This is a genomic window from Variovorax rhizosphaerae, from assembly GCF_037889975.1.
In the GTDB taxonomy this organism is placed as follows: Bacteria; Pseudomonadota; Gammaproteobacteria; order Burkholderiales; family Burkholderiaceae_C; genus Variovorax; species Variovorax rhizosphaerae.
The window spans coordinates 1-16,206 of record NZ_JBBKZT010000038.1 but is presented as its reverse complement, the minus strand read 5'-3'; the positions used below and the strand labels follow the sequence as shown (position 1 = coordinate 16,206).

15 protein-coding genes are annotated in these 16,206 nt (G+C 66.2%); 10 read left to right on the top strand and 5 right to left on the bottom strand.

Annotated features, from left to right (window positions below; all coding sequences use genetic code 11):
• Positions 1-26 precede the first annotated feature (26 nt).
• Both WKW82_RS37510 and WKW82_RS37505 read left to right on the top strand, forming a co-directional pair.
• Complete coding sequence (locus WKW82_RS37510; protein WP_340348320.1) at positions 27-1,001, top strand: M48 family metallopeptidase; 975 nt, start codon at positions 27-29, stop codon at positions 999-1,001.
• A 6-nt stretch (positions 1,002-1,007) separates the two neighbouring features.
• Positions 1,008-1,742: an alpha/beta fold hydrolase gene (locus tag WKW82_RS37505; protein WP_340348319.1), complete on the top strand. Its 735-nt coding sequence runs from the start codon at positions 1,008-1,010 to the stop codon at positions 1,740-1,742.
• Positions 1,743-1,750: 8 nt separating this feature from the next.
• Here WKW82_RS37505 and WKW82_RS37500 read toward each other — a convergent pair whose 3' ends face one another.
• From WKW82_RS37500 to WKW82_RS37490, 3 genes are read right to left on the bottom strand one after another with little or no spacing between them, the layout of a single operon-like run.
• Positions 1,751-2,521: an SDR family oxidoreductase gene (locus WKW82_RS37500; protein ID WP_340348318.1), complete on the bottom strand. Its 771-nt coding sequence runs from the start codon at positions 2,519-2,521 to the stop codon at positions 1,751-1,753.
• Positions 2,522-2,547: 26 nt separating this feature from the next.
• Positions 2,548-4,353, bottom strand: coding sequence for an ATP-binding response regulator (locus WKW82_RS37495; protein WP_340348317.1), 1,806 nt, complete (start codon positions 4,351-4,353; stop codon positions 2,548-2,550).
• Positions 4,346-5,014 carry a response regulator gene (locus WKW82_RS37490; RefSeq protein ID WP_340348316.1) on the bottom strand — a complete coding sequence of 223 codons (669 nt, stop codon included), beginning with the start codon at positions 5,012-5,014 and terminating at the stop codon, positions 4,346-4,348. Before WKW82_RS37490 ends, WKW82_RS37495 begins: the two co-directional genes overlap by 8 nt.
• Before the next feature lie 125 nt (positions 5,015-5,139).
• On the opposite strand from WKW82_RS37490, the gene WKW82_RS37485 reads away from it, so the two are divergent.
• Positions 5,140-5,859, top strand: coding sequence for a GNAT family N-acetyltransferase (locus tag WKW82_RS37485; RefSeq protein WP_340348332.1), 720 nt, complete (start codon positions 5,140-5,142; stop codon positions 5,857-5,859).
• Here the strand turns inward: WKW82_RS37485 and WKW82_RS37480 are convergent.
• Together WKW82_RS37480 and WKW82_RS37475 are read right to left on the bottom strand one after the other, a co-directional pair.
• Positions 5,834-7,153, bottom strand: coding sequence for a leucine-rich repeat-containing protein kinase family protein (locus tag WKW82_RS37480; protein ID WP_340348315.1), 1,320 nt, complete (start codon positions 7,151-7,153; stop codon positions 5,834-5,836). The two genes, WKW82_RS37485 and WKW82_RS37480, sit on opposite strands and share 26 nt — an antisense overlap.
• Positions 7,154-7,268: 115 nt before the next feature.
• Positions 7,269-8,336: an MBL fold metallo-hydrolase gene (locus WKW82_RS37475; protein ID WP_340348314.1), complete on the bottom strand. Its 1,068-nt coding sequence runs from the start codon at positions 8,334-8,336 to the stop codon at positions 7,269-7,271.
• Between the two features lie 104 nt (positions 8,337-8,440).
• Between WKW82_RS37475 and WKW82_RS37470 the strand changes: the two genes are divergently transcribed.
• The 7 genes from WKW82_RS37470 to WKW82_RS37440 all read left to right on the top strand — a co-directional run bounded on the left by WKW82_RS37470 (position 8,441) and on the right by WKW82_RS37440 (position 15,922).
• The gene (locus WKW82_RS37470) at positions 8,441-8,845 is read left to right on the top strand and encodes a MerR family transcriptional regulator (protein WP_340348313.1); all 405 of its coding nucleotides are present in this window, start codon (positions 8,441-8,443) and stop codon (positions 8,843-8,845) included.
• 43 nt (positions 8,846-8,888) lie between these two features.
• Positions 8,889-9,629 (top strand): carbonate dehydratase, encoded by a 741-nt coding sequence (can, locus tag WKW82_RS37465; protein WP_340348312.1) that lies wholly within the window; start codon positions 8,889-8,891, stop codon positions 9,627-9,629.
• 6 nt (positions 9,630-9,635) lie between these two features.
• A complete protein-coding gene (gene aceK / locus WKW82_RS37460; RefSeq protein WP_340348311.1) occupies positions 9,636-11,456 on the top strand; it encodes a bifunctional isocitrate dehydrogenase kinase/phosphatase in 1,821 nt (606 codons plus the stop codon).
• A 139-nt stretch (positions 11,457-11,595) separates the two neighbouring features.
• Positions 11,596-12,780: an acetyl-CoA C-acyltransferase gene (locus tag WKW82_RS37455; RefSeq protein WP_340348310.1), complete on the top strand. Its 1,185-nt coding sequence runs from the start codon at positions 11,596-11,598 to the stop codon at positions 12,778-12,780.
• Positions 12,781-12,845: 65 nt separating this feature from the next.
• Positions 12,846-14,102 carry a glutamate carboxypeptidase gene (locus WKW82_RS37450; protein ID WP_340348309.1) on the top strand — a complete coding sequence of 419 codons (1,257 nt, stop codon included), beginning with the start codon at positions 12,846-12,848 and terminating at the stop codon, positions 14,100-14,102.
• A 2-nt stretch (positions 14,103-14,104) separates the two neighbouring features.
• Complete coding sequence (locus WKW82_RS37445; protein ID WP_340348308.1) at positions 14,105-14,734, top strand: pyridoxamine 5'-phosphate oxidase family protein; 630 nt, start codon at positions 14,105-14,107, stop codon at positions 14,732-14,734.
• A gap of 57 nt (positions 14,735-14,791) precedes the next feature.
• Positions 14,792-15,922, top strand: a complete 1,131-nt coding sequence (locus WKW82_RS37440; RefSeq protein ID WP_340348307.1) for an acyl-CoA dehydrogenase family protein — start codon at positions 14,792-14,794, stop codon at positions 15,920-15,922.
• The last annotated feature ends 284 nt before the right edge of the window (positions 15,923-16,206 follow it).

Here is a 16,206-nt window from a genome sequence, read left to right as displayed (position 1 = left end):
ACGCACACAGGCCAGGGGACTGAGGCATGCGCGGGCTGCTGCAATACACGCTGGACCTGTTCGAAGGGCTGTCGACGGAGGCGCCCGGATTGAAGGCGCCGTCGAAGCCGCGGCTGCGGCGTGGCAAGACTGTCGCACCCGTGCTTCCCGTCGCGTCGGAGGCTCCTGCAGTTCCCGCCGCCGATGCGGTGCCGCGCACATCGGCGCCTGAGATATCGCTGGCCGATTCGCTCGCACCCGCGCGCTTCGTCCACCCACGCGCGACGCGCGAGGCCATGCTCGGCAATGCACGCGTGGCCTACGAATTCACGCGCGGCCAGCGGCGCACGATCGGCTTCGTGGTCGGTGCGCAGGGGCTGTCGGTGAGGGCACCGCGCTGGGTCGCACTGCGCGATGTCGATGCAGCGCTGCAGGAGAAGTCCGCCTGGATCCTGCGCAAGCTGACCGAAGCCGACCAGCGCTATGCACGGCTCGAAGCCGCGCGCATCGAATGGTGCGATGGCGTGAGCTTTCCCTATCTCGGCGAGCCTGTGGTGGTTCGGCTGGACCCCAAGCATGGCTTCAAGGGTGTGGGCGCGGTGCTCGAGGCGGACAGCGACCCGACGATGCCCAGGACCTTGCGCATGGCGCTCGCGCAGAACGCCACGCCGGAGCAGATCCGCGATGCCGCGCAAGCCTGGCTGTCGAAGCAGGCGCGCCGCATCTTCATCGAGCGCCTGGATCATTTCGCGCAACGGCTGGGCGTGCGCTGGACCAAGCTGTCGCTTTCGAACGCATCGACGCGCTGGGGCAGCGCCAGCGCCGATGGCGGCATTCGCCTGCACTGGCGACTGGTGCACTTCCGGATGCCGGTGATCGATTACGTGGTGGCGCATGAGTTGAGCCACCTGCGCGTGATGGACCACAGCCCGCGCTTCTGGGAAACGGTGGAGAGCGTGGTGCCGGACTACGGCGTGCTGCGCAAGCAACTCAAGGATGAGACGATCCCGCGCTGGAGCTGAGGGCTCATGGAAAAAAGAACCTATGTCCTGGTTCATGGCGGATCGCATGGCGGTTGGTGCTGGCGCGACGTGGCGGCGCATCTGCGGGCCGCGGGGCACCTGGTCCTGACGCCGACGCAGACCGGCCTCGGCGAGCGGCGGCACCTGATGAGTCCGGACATCACCCTGGAGACCTTCGTCGACGACATCGCCAACGTGATCGAGGCGGAGGAACTGGAGGATGTCTACCTGGTCGGCCACAGCTTCGGCGGCTGCGCGGTGGTGGGGGTTGCCGAGCGCATGCCGCAACGACTGCGGCACCTTGTCTTCCTCGATTCGCTGATTCCGATGTCGGGCCGGAGCATCATGAGTGGCCTGCCGCCGGACGTGCAGGAAGCGAGGCTCGCGGCGGCCGACAAGTTCAGCGGCGGCCTCTGCTCTCCAGTGCCGCCAGCCACCAACTTCGGCCTGTCGCGCGAGCGCGAGGGCGATGCGACCATGGATTGGGTGGAGCGCCGGCTCTCACCGCAACCGCTCAAGACCTATCTCACCAGCCTGACCCTGGCGAACCCGGTAGGCAATGGCGTGGCCGCCACGTACATCCGCTGCACCGACCCGCTGTACGCCATCGTCACGCCGAGCGCTGAGTTCGCCCGGGCGCAGCCAGGGTGGGATTACCGCGAGATCGCGACGTGCCACGACGCCATGATCTCGGCCCCGCGCGAGCTGGCCGACATGCTGCTGGCGGTGGCCTCGGACTGACTCCGCGCTCAACGCGCCCAAGCCACTCCGCCATCGACAACGAGCGTTGCACCCATCACATAGTCGCCCGCGCGCGATGCCAGGTAGATCGCCGCGCCGGCCATGTCCTCCGGCGTTCCGATGCGGCCGGCGGGAATGTGTCCCTTGACTTCGTCGGCATGGTCGCGCGCTTCCTTGTTCATGCTGGAGGCGAACGCACCCGGCGCGATGGCGCTGACTGCGATGCGCTCCTGCGCCAGGCGCAGCGCCATGCGCTTGGTGAGATGGATCAGGCCGGCCTTGCTGGCCGCATACGAGTACGTCTCCTGCGGGTTCACCGACACGCCATCGATCGACGCGATGTTGATCACCTTGGCCAGGTGGTCGGTGGCGGCGGCCTTGAGCATCGGCGTGAGTGCCTGCGTCAGGAAGAAGGGCGTCTTGAGGTTCAGGTCGACCACCTTGTCCCAGCCGCTTTCGGGGAAGTCGTCGTACGGCGCGCCCCATGCGGCGCCGGCGTTGTTGACGAGGATGTCGAGTGTCTTCTCGTGCTTCGAATAGGCCTGCACCAGCGCCTGCGCGCCTTCGATGGTCGACACGTCGGCTGGCAAGGACACGCAGTGGCCGAAGGCCGACAGTTCCTTGGCCGTCTGGTCGCAGGCATCGGCCTTGCGCGCCGAGATGTAGACGCGGGCGCCTTGGGCCAGGTAGCCCTCCGCGATCATGCGGCCGATGCCGCGCGAGCCGCCGGTGATGAGTGCAGTGCGGCCCTGGAGGGAGAAGAGTTGTGTGGTGTCCATGTGATGCTCCGGAAAGAGCGAGCAGCTTATTGCCGGGCGCTGCCCGGTGCGGTCGCCAACGCGCCAGCCTCGGCCACCACTTCCTGCAGCGTGCGAGCGAGCACGTCCCCGCTCAATGGCTTGTGCAGCACGCGCTCGGCGGCACGCGTCAGATCGGCGAATCGCTCGGGTGCGGTCTCGCCGGTGACGATCACGGCCGGTACGCCCGGCAGGCGCCGGCGAACGCGCTCGACCACGTCCAGTCCGGTTTCCCCGCGCAGGCGGTAGTCGATGACCAGTACATCCGGTTCATAGCCGTTGGCCAGCGCCAGCTCGGCCTGGGCGCCACCCTCCACGCCCTTGACCGACCAGCCGAGCTGGGTGAGGTAGGTGACCAGCGCGGCCAGGCCTTCGGCCTCGCCGTCGATCAGCAACACTGTGAGCGGCAGGCTTTCGCACGGGCGGGCGGGTACCGCGGCCGGCAGGGGGGCATGGCTTGGGGGCATGGCAGATGCAATGCGAAGTTCGAAGGTCGTGCCGTGCCCCGGAATGCTGTCCAGCCTGAGCTTGTGCCTCAACAGAGCCGCCGTGCGCCGCACGATGGCCAAGCCCAGGCCGAGACCCTGCGCACGGTCGTGCGGCGTGTTGTCGAGCTGGTAGAACTCTTCGAACACGCGCTCGCGCTGGTCGGGTGGGATTCCCGAGCCGGTGTCCGCCACCTGCACCAGCACATGCCCGCGCGGGCCGCGCCGGGCTGACAGGGTGACGCTGCCGCGGTGGGTGAACTTGATGGCGTTGTTGACCAGGTTGCCAAGGATTCGCATGAACTGGTCACCATCGGTCAGGCACCAGAGCGTTTCGGCGGGCAGGTCGACCTTGAGTTGCAGGTTCTGCTGCGCCGCAAGAGCGGCGTATTCGTCATGCACCGCGCGCAGCAAGATGCCGATGTCGTGCGCAGCGAGCTTGGGCTCGATCGAATGTGCTTCCAGCCGGGAGATGTCGAGCAAGGTGTCCAGCAGGCCGCTGCTCTGGCGCAAGGCGCTGCCGATGCCGCGGCTGATTTCCTTGAGCAGGACGTCGTTGCCGCGCTGCGCGAGGATCTCCAGCGTGGTCGCGTTGATCGACAGCGCGTGCAGCGGTTGGCGCAGGTCGTGGCTGGCGGCGGCGAAGAAGCGCGTCTTGGCCGCGCTGGCGGCTTCGGCGCGGTCGCGCTCGAGTTCGACCGACTCGGAGAGCTGGGCGTTGTCCTCCACCAGCGCCATCAGTTCCTTGAGGTTGCGGTCATGGTCGCGCACGCTGGCCAGCAGCACCACGTACATGATCAGCACGCCGATGCCCAGCGAGAAGCCCAGCGTGCCGCCACGCAGGAACCAGCCTCCGGCGATCAGCGCGAAGGTCGGCGTGCACAGGCCCACGAAGGCGCGCACCGAGCCGGCCATCGACGCGGCGCCCACCGCGCAGCCGGTCACCAGCATGATGCCTATCAGCAGGGGTGCTTCGTCGCTCGGCGTGGCGTAGGCCAGCATGACGATCGGCGCGGTCACCAGCCCGCTCAATGCAAAGCCGCGGTTGAGCTGCGGGAGCGCGGCGGCTTTGTCGATCGCGGAGTACTTTTCGATCTTGCGGGCCATCGTCCAGCGGTAGTACATCATCACGCAGGTGATGGCCAGCCACACCCAGGGCCACACCAGCAGCCCTTGCCGCATGGCGACCACCGCCAGGATGACATGACCCACGAACATCGCCGGCAAGCGCTTCAGGTAGCGCAGCATCAACTCGACACGCCGCTCGGCAATCCGACGCTCGATCCGCTCCGCACGAGGGATCGGGTCGTGCAGTGGCTCGTCAACCAATGTGCATGCCCTCGCGCGACGCCTGGTAGGCTGCCTCGGTGCGGTTGCGCACGCCGAGCGCGCTGTACACCGCACTGAGATGGGCCTTGACGGTCGATTCGGCAATGTCGAGTTGCCGCGCGATCAGCTTGTTGGAAAGTCCCCGGGTTGCGGCGCGATAAACGGCCATCTGCCGCGCGGTCAGTCCCGCAAGGCGAGGGTCGAGGGCCGCTTCCGAAGGAGCGGCGCCGGACTGCATGGCCATGCCCGGTGCGCTGCCGATGCTGCGCGCCGGATAGGTTTCCGAGGGCAGGAACACACGGCCCGCGAGCACATGCTTCAAGGCGGCCACCATCATTTCGGAGCTGTACTTCTTCGGAATGAAGCCAGCCGCTCCAAGCTCGATCGAGTGGCGAATCAGCGTGGCGTTCGTTTCGCCGGACAGCACCACGATGCGTGCCGTGCAGCCTGCGTCGCGCAGCCAGCGGATCGACTCCGTGCCTTCGCAATCGCTCAGGTGCCAGTCGAGCAGCACGATGTCGAACTCGGTCAGCTGCACCAACTGGACCGCATGGGCCATGTCACCGGTGGTTTCGACGCGAAGCTCGGGCACCAGTACGTTGAGCAGGTTCTTCATTCCCTGCAAGAACATCATGTGGTCGTCGACCATCAGCAAGTTCATTCTTTTTCCCCCCAACCGCAGTATTCACCAGATTCGTATTGTGCGAGTGCTCACTCATACTTTGGTCGTACTGTCAACGCCCCCATGGAGGGGGAAACCGCAGCGCGCCGCCCGTATGCTTGGGCATGAATGCCAGTTCCGACGGGCCTATAACCACACACGATTTACGGTCAAGCGCCGGGCTCGTCGATTCGTACCTGATCAGTCATTACCCGACGGGCCTGATCGACGTGCGCTGGTTCGATGCCAATCACCGGCTGACTTTGCGGCCGGTGATGCCTCAAGACAATCGCTTGCTGGCGGACTTGATCAATCGGATGTCGGAGCGCTCGCTTTCACACCGCTTTCCCAACGCGCAACTGCCCGCAACGGCTGACGAGCTGGCGAGCCTCGTGTGCATCGACTACCGTCGTCACCTCGCGATGGTGGTGGCCGTTCATGAAGGTGGGCGCGAGCGCCTGGTGGCGGAGGCGCGCTACCTGATCGATGCCGACGGCCAGAGCGCGGAGATCATGCTGATGGTGGATGACGGCTGGCAACGCCGCGGCATCGCGACCTGGGTGCTGCATGCGCTGGGCAACGCCGCCCACGCGGCCGGTGTCGGCTGGATGCGTTGCGACGTGCTGGCCGACAACGCGCCGATGCTGGCGCTGATGCGGCGCAACCGCTTCTGCTGCACGGTCGATCGCAGCGACGGCGACATCGTGCATGCGGAGACGCGCTCGCGTGTCCTGGTTGCCCACGCCTCGGCGCCGGGGCCCAAGCCGTTCGCGTGGGCGCTGCGCTGGCTGGAAAGCGTCCTGGTCGTGGACGAGCCGTTCAGCCGGTCGACAACGCAGCGCTGATCTGGGCGAAGTCGGGGCGCAGGGCGACGGTGTCCTGCAGGCAGAGAAGCTGAAGCTCGCGCCACGGTGCCAGCGCCGCTTCATCGGTGTCGTTGCAGCGATCGAGCAACTCTTCCAGCAGGCAGCCGAAGGCGCGCACCTCGATGCGTTCGAGGGCCGGGGCTTGCGGGCCGGTACCGACGAAGGATGCGGCGCCGAAATCACCGAGCAGCGCCTGGCCCGCGCCGTCTTGCAGGATGTTGTGGCCGTAGAGGTCGCCGTGCAGGATGCCGCGTGCATGCAGTTGCGACGCAGCCGAGGCGATCTGCCTTGCCATCGACAGCGCCGCGGCCAGCGGCCAGCGCGCGTGCTCGTCATAGATGTCCCGCGTGCACGATCGGAAGCTGGGCGGGCCGGCCAGACTGCGGAAGTGGGGTGGCACCAGTGCGAGCACCAGGGCCTCGACGGCCTCGGGATGGTGGACGATGCGGCCATGCACCGCGATCAGCGCGGCGTTCTCGCCCGCGGCCATGCAGGCGGCCATCTCGCTGTGTGGCCAGCCGTCGCTGGTGACGGCGCCCTTGAACAGCTTCACCGCCACCGCTTCGTGGGCATCGGACGTGCGGTGCCACGTGCCGCGGTGAATGATGCCGGACGCGCCTTCGCCGAGCCGTGCGTCGAGCGTGAGCTGCGACCAGTCGATGAGCGGCACCGCTTGGCGAGACAGCGCGGCGGCTTCGTTGGCGTCGCTGAACGGATTGCCCGCGCAGGCCAACCAGGCGAGTCGCGGCATTTGCAGGAGCCAGTCGGGCAGTGTGTCGAAGCGGTTGGCCGAGATGCGGAGCAGTTCAAGACGCTCGCAGCTGGCCATGTCCTCGGGCAGCGATTGCAGCCGGTTGCCGGCCAGCATCAGCTTCTGCAAGCGCGGGAAGCGATCCCATCCGGCGGGCAGGGATTCGATGGCGTTGTCGGTCAGGATCAGCCAGCGCAGCCTTGGTGGCAGGGCGCTGGCGGGGACCTCGCGTATCCGGCAGGACTTGAAGCCGATCATCTCCAGCGCCGGGCACGCACCGAGCGATGGCGGCAGTTCGCTGAACAGGTTCTCGGCGCAGAAGAGGATGCGCAGGCGGTGCAGTCGATGCATGTCCTCGGGCAGGCTCTGCAACGCATTGCGCGACAGGTTCAGCACCTCGAGCGTGTCGGCCAGGTCGAAGATCTCGCGCGGGAACTCCGTCAGGCCGCAGGAGAGGTCGAGCGCATGGTGGCCCGCCAGTTCACCGCTGCGCAGTTGCGCGAGGGTCTGCCCTTTCAGCAAACGCGCACTTTCATGCGGGACACGCCGCGGAACCGACTCGGCTGGGCCGCTGGTGTTGCCTCCGGTAGGGGGTTGGAGGAGCGCCGCGAAGCAACGCGGATCCTGGGGGCGAGCTTCATTCTGGCGCGCCGAAGCGGTAGACGCCCTGTGCATCGACCGTGCGCTTGAGCTGCCCCGCGAAGCGCAGCAGGTGCAGGTGCGCGACCGTCTCGCCCATGGCAAAGGTCACCTGGTGGAAGTCCAGCTCGCGCTTGAACATGATCGGCAAGGCCTCGGCCGCGGTCAGGGGGTGCGCCGTGCAGGCCGTGAGCATCTCGGCGAGGCGGTCGCGGTGGTGTTCCTGCAATTGGCCGACGCGGCGGTGCACGCCGGTGAAGGGTTTGCCATGCGAGGGCAGGCCGAGCGTGTCCTCGGGCAGTTCGAGAAAGCGTTCGATGCTGTCCAGGAACAGGCGCAGCGGATTGGCATCCGGCTCACCCGAATGCACGCTCACGTTGGTCGAGATGCGCGGCAGCATCATGTCGCCGCCGATGAGCGCATGCAGCTCGTCGCAATACAGCGCGATGTGCTCGGGCGCGTGTCCGTAGCCGCTGATGCACTGCCAGTCGCGGCCGCCGATCTGCACCGTATCGCCGTCGAGCATGCGCACGAAGCTGTCGGGCACCTCCGGCACCATGTTGGCGTAGTAGTTGCTGCGCCCGCGGATCCTGGCGATGGCCTCGGGGTCCGTCATGCCATGCGCGGCAAAGAAGTCGGCGGCGCCGTCGCCTCCTGCCAGGCTGTCGCTGGCGCCGGGGCTGGTGAGCGTGCGCGCGACGTGGTAGTCGGTGGAGCTGATCCACAGCGGCGCGTTCCAGCGCGCGCACAGCCAGCTGGCCAGGCCGATGTGGTCGGGATGCATGTGCGTGACGATGACGCGCAGGATCGGCAGGCCTTCCAGTTGTGTCGCGAAGATCTCTTCCCATTGCTGACGCGATTTGTCGTGCGCGATGCAGCAATCCACGACGGTCCAGCCCTCGACGCCATCGATGGTGTCGCGCAGCAGCCAGAGGTTGATGTGGTCGAGCGCGAAGGGCAGCGCCATGCGGATCCAACGCACGCCGGGCAGCACCTCGTGGGTGGTGCCTGGGGCCGGCAGCAGGTCGCCCAAGGGGTAATGGAGTTCGCGTTCGAGCAAGTTCATGTACGATTGACGTTTACGTAAACGTCATGGGTGAATCGCCCATTGTAGGGACAGCGGCCCGATCGCGCTGTCGCCACTGTAACGTCCCCGACCCGGCATCCGAATTGGCTCCGCAAACCTTCACCATCAGCGACCTGGCCAGGGAATTCGACCTGACCACGCGCGCGATCCGCTTCTACGAGGACATGGGCCTGCTCGCGCCCACGCGCAGCGGTCCGGGCGGGCGGCAGCGCGTCTACACGGCGCGCGACCGGGCGCGTCTCTTGCTGACGCTGCGCGCCAAGCGCCTGGGCCTGAGCCTGACCGAGGCGAAGGACATCCTGGACATGTACGACAGCCCGCGCGACACGGTGCTGCAACTGAAAAAATTCCTCGGCGTGCTCGGCGCGCACCGTGCACAGTTGGAGAGTCGGCAGGCCGAATTGCAGGCCAACCTCGACGAGGTGCGCGAGCAGGAGAAGAAGACGCGTGCCACGCTGGCCAAGGCGCTGAAGGCCAAGGCCTCCTGAAATGACCAGCCCCGTTCATTAACGCTCATCGGAAAATATCTTCATGTCAGACAGCCTCCCCGACCTCTTCGCGCACAACCGCCACTGGGCCGCCCAGGTAGAGCGTGACCGCCCCGGCTTCTTCACCAGCCTGGTGAAGCAGCAGACGCCCAAGTACATGTGGATCGGCTGCTCCGACAGCCGCGTGCCCGCCAACCAGATCACCGGGCTGGAGCCCGGCGAGGTGTTCGTGCACCGCAACGTGGCCAACATCGTGGTGCACTCCGACCTGAACGCGCTCTCGGCGATCCAGTTCGCGGTCGAGCGCCTGAAGGTGCAGCACATCATGGTGGTCGGCCACTACGGCTGCTCCGGCGTGCAGGCCGCGCTGGAAGGCGCGCGCATCGGCATTGCCGACAACTGGCTGCGTCACATCCAGGACGTGCGCGACCGGCACCGCGTGATGCTCGAGTCCGTGCCGCCCGAGTCGCGCGCCAATGCGCTGTGCGAACTCAACGTGGCCGAGCAGGTGGTCAACGTGGCAGTCAGCACCGTCATGGTCGATGCCTGGAGCCGCGGCCAGGACGTGAGCATCCACGGCTGGGCCTTCGGCGTGCACGACGGCCTGCTGCAGGACCTGGGCATCACAGCGAACAACACGAAGCCGCTGGAGACCACCTACAAGGCCTGCGTGCAGCGCATCCGCTACAAGTGGACCGGCAACGGGAATGGCAACGGGAACGGCCATGGCAACGGAAACGGCCACGCGGCACAGCAAAATGCGGAGGTCACCAAGGAGGCATAAGAAGAAATGTTCCCGCAACGTCTGGATTCCCCGCTCGCGTACGACATCGCCAAGGCGCTGATCGACGGCTTCAACCGACATTACCGACTGTTTCGCGCGGAGTCGTCACGGGCCAAGCATCGGTTCGAGACGGCCGACTGGCATGGCCAGCAGCGCGCGCAGCGCGAGCGCATCGAGTTCTACGACTTGCGGGTGAACGAAGCCGTGGCCCGGCTCGAGAAGGAATTCAGGGCGGGCGACCAGCCGATGGACGTGTGGCACCAGATCAAGCTGCACTTCATCGGCCTGCTGGTGAACCATCACCAACCCGAGTTGGCCGAGAGCTTTTTCAATTCGGTCACGACCAAGATCCTGCACCGCGCGTATTTCCAGAACGACTTCATCTTCGTGCGGCCGGCGATCAGCACGGAGTACATCGAGCCGCGCGGTGCACCGCATTTCCGCGCCTACTACCCTACGCACGAGGGGCTGGCCGACACTGTCGAACGGATCATCGAGGACTATGCGCTGCTCGGTCACTTCGCCAACCGGCGCCGTGACGCGGAGCGTGTGGCCGCCGCGATCCTCGGGCGCTTCCACCAGGTCAAGCTGCGGGCCAACTTCCAGTTGCAGGTACTGTCGGGCCTGTTCTATCGCAACAAGGGTGCGTACCTGGTCGGGAAGATCATCAACGGCTTCGTCGAGCTGCCCTTCGCGCTGCCGATCCTGCATGACCGCAAGGGCCACTTCTACGTCGATGCGGCGCTGTTCGGCGAGGACGACCTGCAGATGCTGTTCAGCTTTGCGCGGGCCTACTTCATGGTCGACATGGAGGTGCCGTCAGCGTACGTGCAATTCCTGCGCTCGCTGATGCCGCGCAAGCCGCGCGCCGAGATCTACAACGCGCTTGGGCTCGCCAAGCAGGGCAAGACGCTGTTCTACCGGGACTTTCTCTCGCATCTCAACTACTCCAGCGACAAGTTCCGCATCGCGCCCGGCATCAAGGGCATGGTGATGCTGGTGTTCGACCTGCCGTCCTTCCCGTACGTCTTCAAGGTCATCAAGGACTACTACCCGCCGCAGAAGGAAACCACGCGCGAGCAGATCAAGGGCAAGTACATGCTGGTGAAGCACCACGACCGCGTGGGGCGCATGGCCGACACGCTGGAGTACAGCGACGTGGGCTTTCCGCTGGACCGCTTCGAGCCCGACCTGGTCGCCGAGCTCGAGAAGTTCGCGCCGAGCCAGTTGGAGATCGGCGATCGCGACAGCAACGGCGAGATGGAACTGGTGCTCAAGCACGTCTACATCGAGCGCCGCATGATCCCGCTCAACATCTACCTGCAGGAAGCGTTCGACCAGCTCGCGCAGCCCGAGAACCCGGCCATGGCCAAGCGCGCAAAGGACCAGCTGGAGCATGCCGTGGCCGAATACGGCAACGCGATCAAGGACATGGTCGCGGCCAACATCTTCCCGGGTGACATGCTGTGGAAAAACTTCGGCGTCACGCTCAACGGCAAGGTGGTGTTCTACGACTACGACGAGATCGAATACATCACCGATTGCAATTTCCGCAGGGTGCCCACGCCGCGCAACGAGGAAGATGAGATGAGCGGCGAAGTCTGGTATTCCGTCGGCCCGAAGGACGTGTTCCCGGAGACCTTCGGCCCCTTCCTGCTGGGCAACGATTCGGTGCGCAAGGCTTTCATGGCGCACCACGCCGACCTGCTCGACGCGGCCTTCTGGCAAAGCCACAAGGAGCGCATCCAGGCCGGGCAGATGTTGGATGTATTCCCCTATGACGAGGCGCAGCGCTTTGAGCATGATGGGCACGCGCCGTACTTTTAGGCTCTCCCCCAGGTTGGCTCACTGCGTGAGCCGCCCACCCCCTCACCGGGGGCAACACCAGCGGCCCGGCGAAGCCGGTTCCGCGGTGTTTCACGAATGAAGGCCATCTCGCCTGTTGTTGAATCGAAGGAGCATTTGAATGTCTGAATCCATCGTCATCGTCGGCGCCGCGCGCACCCCCATGGGCGGCTTCCAGGGCGACTTTTCTTCCCTTGCGGCGCATGACCTCGGCGGCGCGGCGATCAAGGCCGCCATCGAGCGTTCGGGCGTGGCGCCGGACTCGGTCGGCGAGGTACTGTTCGGCAACTGCCTGATGGCGGGCCAGGGCCAGGCGCCGGCGCGGCAGGCCGCGTACAAGGGCGGGCTGCCGGACAGTGCGGGTGCGGTGACGCTCAGCAAGATGTGCGGCTCGGCCATGAAAGCCGCGATGCTGGCGCACGACATGCTGCTGGTCGGCACCAGCGACGTGATCGTCGCGGGCGGCATGGAGAGCATGACCAACGCGCCCTACCTCATGCTCAAGGGCCGCGGCGGCTACCGCATGGGTCACGATCGCATCTTCGACCACATGATGCTGGACGGCCTGGAAGACGCCTACCAGCCGGGCCGCTCGATGGGCACCTTCGGCGAGGACTGCGCGGCGAAGTACAGCTTCACGCGCGAGCAGCAGGATGCCTTTGCCATCGCCAGCGTCGAGCGCGCGAAGAAGGCGACGGATACCGGGCTGTTCAAGGACGAGATCGCGCCCGTCACGGTGAAGGGCCGCGGCGGCGACACGATTGTCTCGATCGACGAAGGCCCGGGCAAGGTCAAGCTCGACAAGATCAAGACACTCAAGCCGGCCTTCAAGAAAGACGGCGGCACCATCACGGCCGCATCGAGCTCCTCCATCAACGACGGCGCCGCGGCGCTGGTGATGATGACCGAATCGCATGCGAAGAAGATCGGCGCGAAGCCGCTCGCGCGTCTGGTCGGCCATGCCACGCATGCACAGCAGCCCGAATGGTTCTCGACTGCGCCGGTGGGGGCCGTGGGCAAGCTGTTCAAGAAGACTGGCTGGAGCGTCAAGGACGTCGACCTTTGGGAAGTCAACGAGGCCTTTGCCGTGGTGCCGATGGCGCTGATGCATGAACTCAGCGTGTCGCACGACATCGTCAACGTGCATGGCGGCGCCTGCGCGCTCGGCCACCCGATCGGGGCCAGCGGTGCGCGCATCATGGTCACGTTGATCCATGCGCTGAAGTCGCGCGGCCTCAAGCGGGGCGTGGCGACGCTCTGCATCGGCGGTGGCGAAGGCACGGCCGTGGCGCTCGAGGTCCTTTGAACGCGTCTGCTGCCTGCCCGCGGCGGACATTTTTTCCAACAACAAACCCATAGAGAGGAGTTTCCGTGCGCCCCATCTTTTCCCGCACCGCCCTGGCGATGCTCATTGCCTCGACGTTCCTGGCCCCGGCCACCTTCGCCCAGCCCAAGCGCGACAACGCGCTGTTCGATGCCGCCACTGCCGAGCAGCCAGCCGTGCTCAAGACGCTCGAAAAGCTGGTCAACATCGAGACCGGCACGGGCGACGCAGAGGGCATGGCTGCCGCGGGCAGGTATCTCGAGGAGGAACTCAAGGCGCTGGGCTTCACCGTCACGCGGAGCAAGTCGGCCGGACTCGTGGTGGGCGACAACATCGTCGGCAAGATCAAGGGCAAGGGCGGCAAGAACCTGCTGCTGATGTCGCACATGGACACCGTCTACCCCAAGGGCACGCTGGCCAAGGCGCCGTTCCGCATCGAGGGCAACAAGGCCTACGGTCCCGGCATCGCGGACGACAAGGGCGGCAACGCGGTCATCCTGCACACGCTCAAGCTGCTCAAGACCTATGGCGTGCGCGACTACGGCAGCATCACGGTGCTGTTCAACACCGACGAGGAAAAGGGATCCTTCGGCTCGCGCGACCTGATCCAGGAAGAAGCGAAACAGGTCGACTATGTGCTGTCCTTCGAGCCCACCACGGCCGATGCCGAGGTGTTCCCGGTCGGCACCTCGGGCATTGCTTATGTGCAGGCCAACATCAAGGGCAAGGCCTCGCATGCCGGCGCCGCTCCCGAACTGGGCGTGAACGCGGTGGTCGAGGCCTCCGACCTGGTGCTGCGCACCATGGATATCGACGACAAGTCGAAGGGCTTGCGCTTCAACTGGACCGTCATCAAGGGCGGTGGCCCGGCCACCAACATCATTCCGGACAGCGCGACGGTGAATGCCGACGTGCGCTACACGCGCAACGAGGACTTCGACGCCGCGATGAAGACGCTGGAAGAGCGCGCGCAGAAGAAGAAGGTGCCGGGCGCCGAGGTGGCGATCGTCGTCACCCGCGGACGCCCTGCCTTCTACGGTGGCGATGGCGGCCGCAAGCTCATCGACAAGGCCATCGGTTTCTATCGGGAGGCCGGCGGCACGATCGAGGTGGACGAGAAGATCAGCGGCGGTGGCACCGATGCGTCCTACGCGTCGCTGTCGGGCAAGCCGGTGATCGAGAGCATGGGCCTGCCCGGCTTCGGCTATCACAGCGACAAGGCGGAGTACGTGGTGGTCGATTCGATTCCGCGCCGGCTCTACATGGCGGCGCGGATGATCATGGACCTCGGGCAGGGCAAGTAGGCATGATCGGCACGCTGGCTGAATTGCGCACCATGTATGCGGCACCGGGTGTGCGCGCCGTGGGCAAGCAACTGGCGCAACTGGACGCGCATTGCAGGCGCTTCATCGAACTGTCGCCGTTCTGCGTGGTGGCGAGCGCCGGCATGCCTGGAAGCCTGCTCGATGCGTCTCCCCGCGGCGGTGTGCCGGGCTTCGTCAAGGTGACGGACGAGCGCACCGTGCTGCTGCCGGACAGCGGCGGCAACAACCGGCTCGACACGCTGGAGAATTTGCTGGCCGATCCGCGCATCGCGTTGATCTTCATGGTGCCGGGTGTCGACGAGACGCTGCGCATCAATGGCACTGCGCGCCTGCGTGACGAGCCCGTCTTCACCGACCTGTTCGCGCAAGAGCGCCAGCGGCCGAAGCTGGTGATCGAGGTGCAGGTGCAGGAGGCGTACCTCCATTGCGCCAAGGCCTTCATGCGCTCGGAGCTCTGGCAGCCGGACACCTGGCCCGCGCGCGATGCCTTGCCGACGATGGGCCAGATGATCCGCGACCAGATGCGCGCCGACGCCGTGCTCGAATCCGACGCCGAGACGCTCGCGCGCTACCGCGCGCAGCTCGCCGCCGAGCGCACGCCTGCAACCTGAACAAGAAAGCGACTCGACAAGGGCTGTCGATCCCGTTCAACCACGAGACACAACACCATGCTGCTGACCCCCGACCAGGAAGCCATCCGCGACGCCGTGCGCGACTTCGCACAAGCCGAGTTGTGGCCGCATGCGCCCACCTGGGACCGCGAGCACAGCTTCCCGAAGGAAGTGCACAAGGGCCTGGCCGCCCTCGGCGCCTACGGCATCTGCGTGCCCGAGGAAGACGGCGGCGCCGGCCTTGACTACCTCACGCTCGCACTCGTGCTGGAAGAGATTGCCGCCGGCGATGGCGGCACCAGCACGGCGATCAGCGTCACCAATTGCCCGGTCAATGCCATCCTCATGCGCTACGGCAATGCGCAGCAAAAGAAGAAGTGGCTGCATCCGCTGGCGCAGGGGCAGATGCTCGGCGCCTTCTGCCTGACGGAGCCGCAGGCTGGCAGCGATGCCTCTTCGCTGCGCACCACGGCCAAGCGCGATGGCGACGGCTACGTGATCGACGGCGTCAAGCAGTTCATCACCAGCGGCAAGAACGGGCAGGTGGCCATCGTCATCGCGATGACCGACAAGGCCGCCGGCAAGAAGGGCATGAGCGCCTTCATCGTGCCGACCGACGCACCCGGCTACAACGTGGCGCGCCTGGAAGACAAGCTCGGCCAGCACAGCAGCGACACGGCGCAGATCAATTTCGACGGCTGCCGCATCCCGGCGGAGAACCTGGTCGGCCAGGAGGGCGAGGGCTACAAGATCGCCCTCGGCGCGCTCGAAGGCGGGCGCATCGGTATTGCCGCGCAGAGCGTGGGCATGGCCCGCAGCGCCTTCGAGGTGGCGCTGGCCTATGCCAAGGAGCGACAGGCCTTTGGCGGCGCCATCTTCGACCAGCAGGCCGTGGGCTTCCGGTTGGCCGAATGCGCAACGCAACTGGAAGCGGCCCGGCAACTGATCTGGCACGCGGCCAGCTTGCGCGACGCCGGCCGGCCCTGCCTGAAGGAGGCGGCGATGGCCAAGCTGTTCGCCAGCGAGATGGCCGAGAAGGTGTGCAGCGCCGCGATCCAGACGCTGGGCGGCTACGGCTACGTCAACGACTTCCCGCTGGAGCGCATCTACCGCGACGTGCGCGTGTGCCAGATCTACGAGGGGACGTCGGATATCCAGAAGTTGCTGATCCAGCGCGCGCTGGCTTGAAATAAAGCCCCACCCCCGAATGCGCCTGCGGCGCCGGGGCGGCCGCCGGAGGCGGCTGCTCTTGCGGGCCGTCCAAGCCTGCGCAGGCAGGCTTGGAGCCGCGGCCCTCAGCCCCTTGTATCTTCCGATTTGGTATTTTTAGTCGTTGTGGGAGGCGGTGGGCAAGTGGTCAGCCTAAATCCGGCGGTTACCCAGTCCCCGGGAGCCTATTCGGAGGCCTGAAGGGGCCGATGGTGGGTGCGATGCGGTGGCTGATGTAGCGCAGCATCGCCGCCCATGGGTCC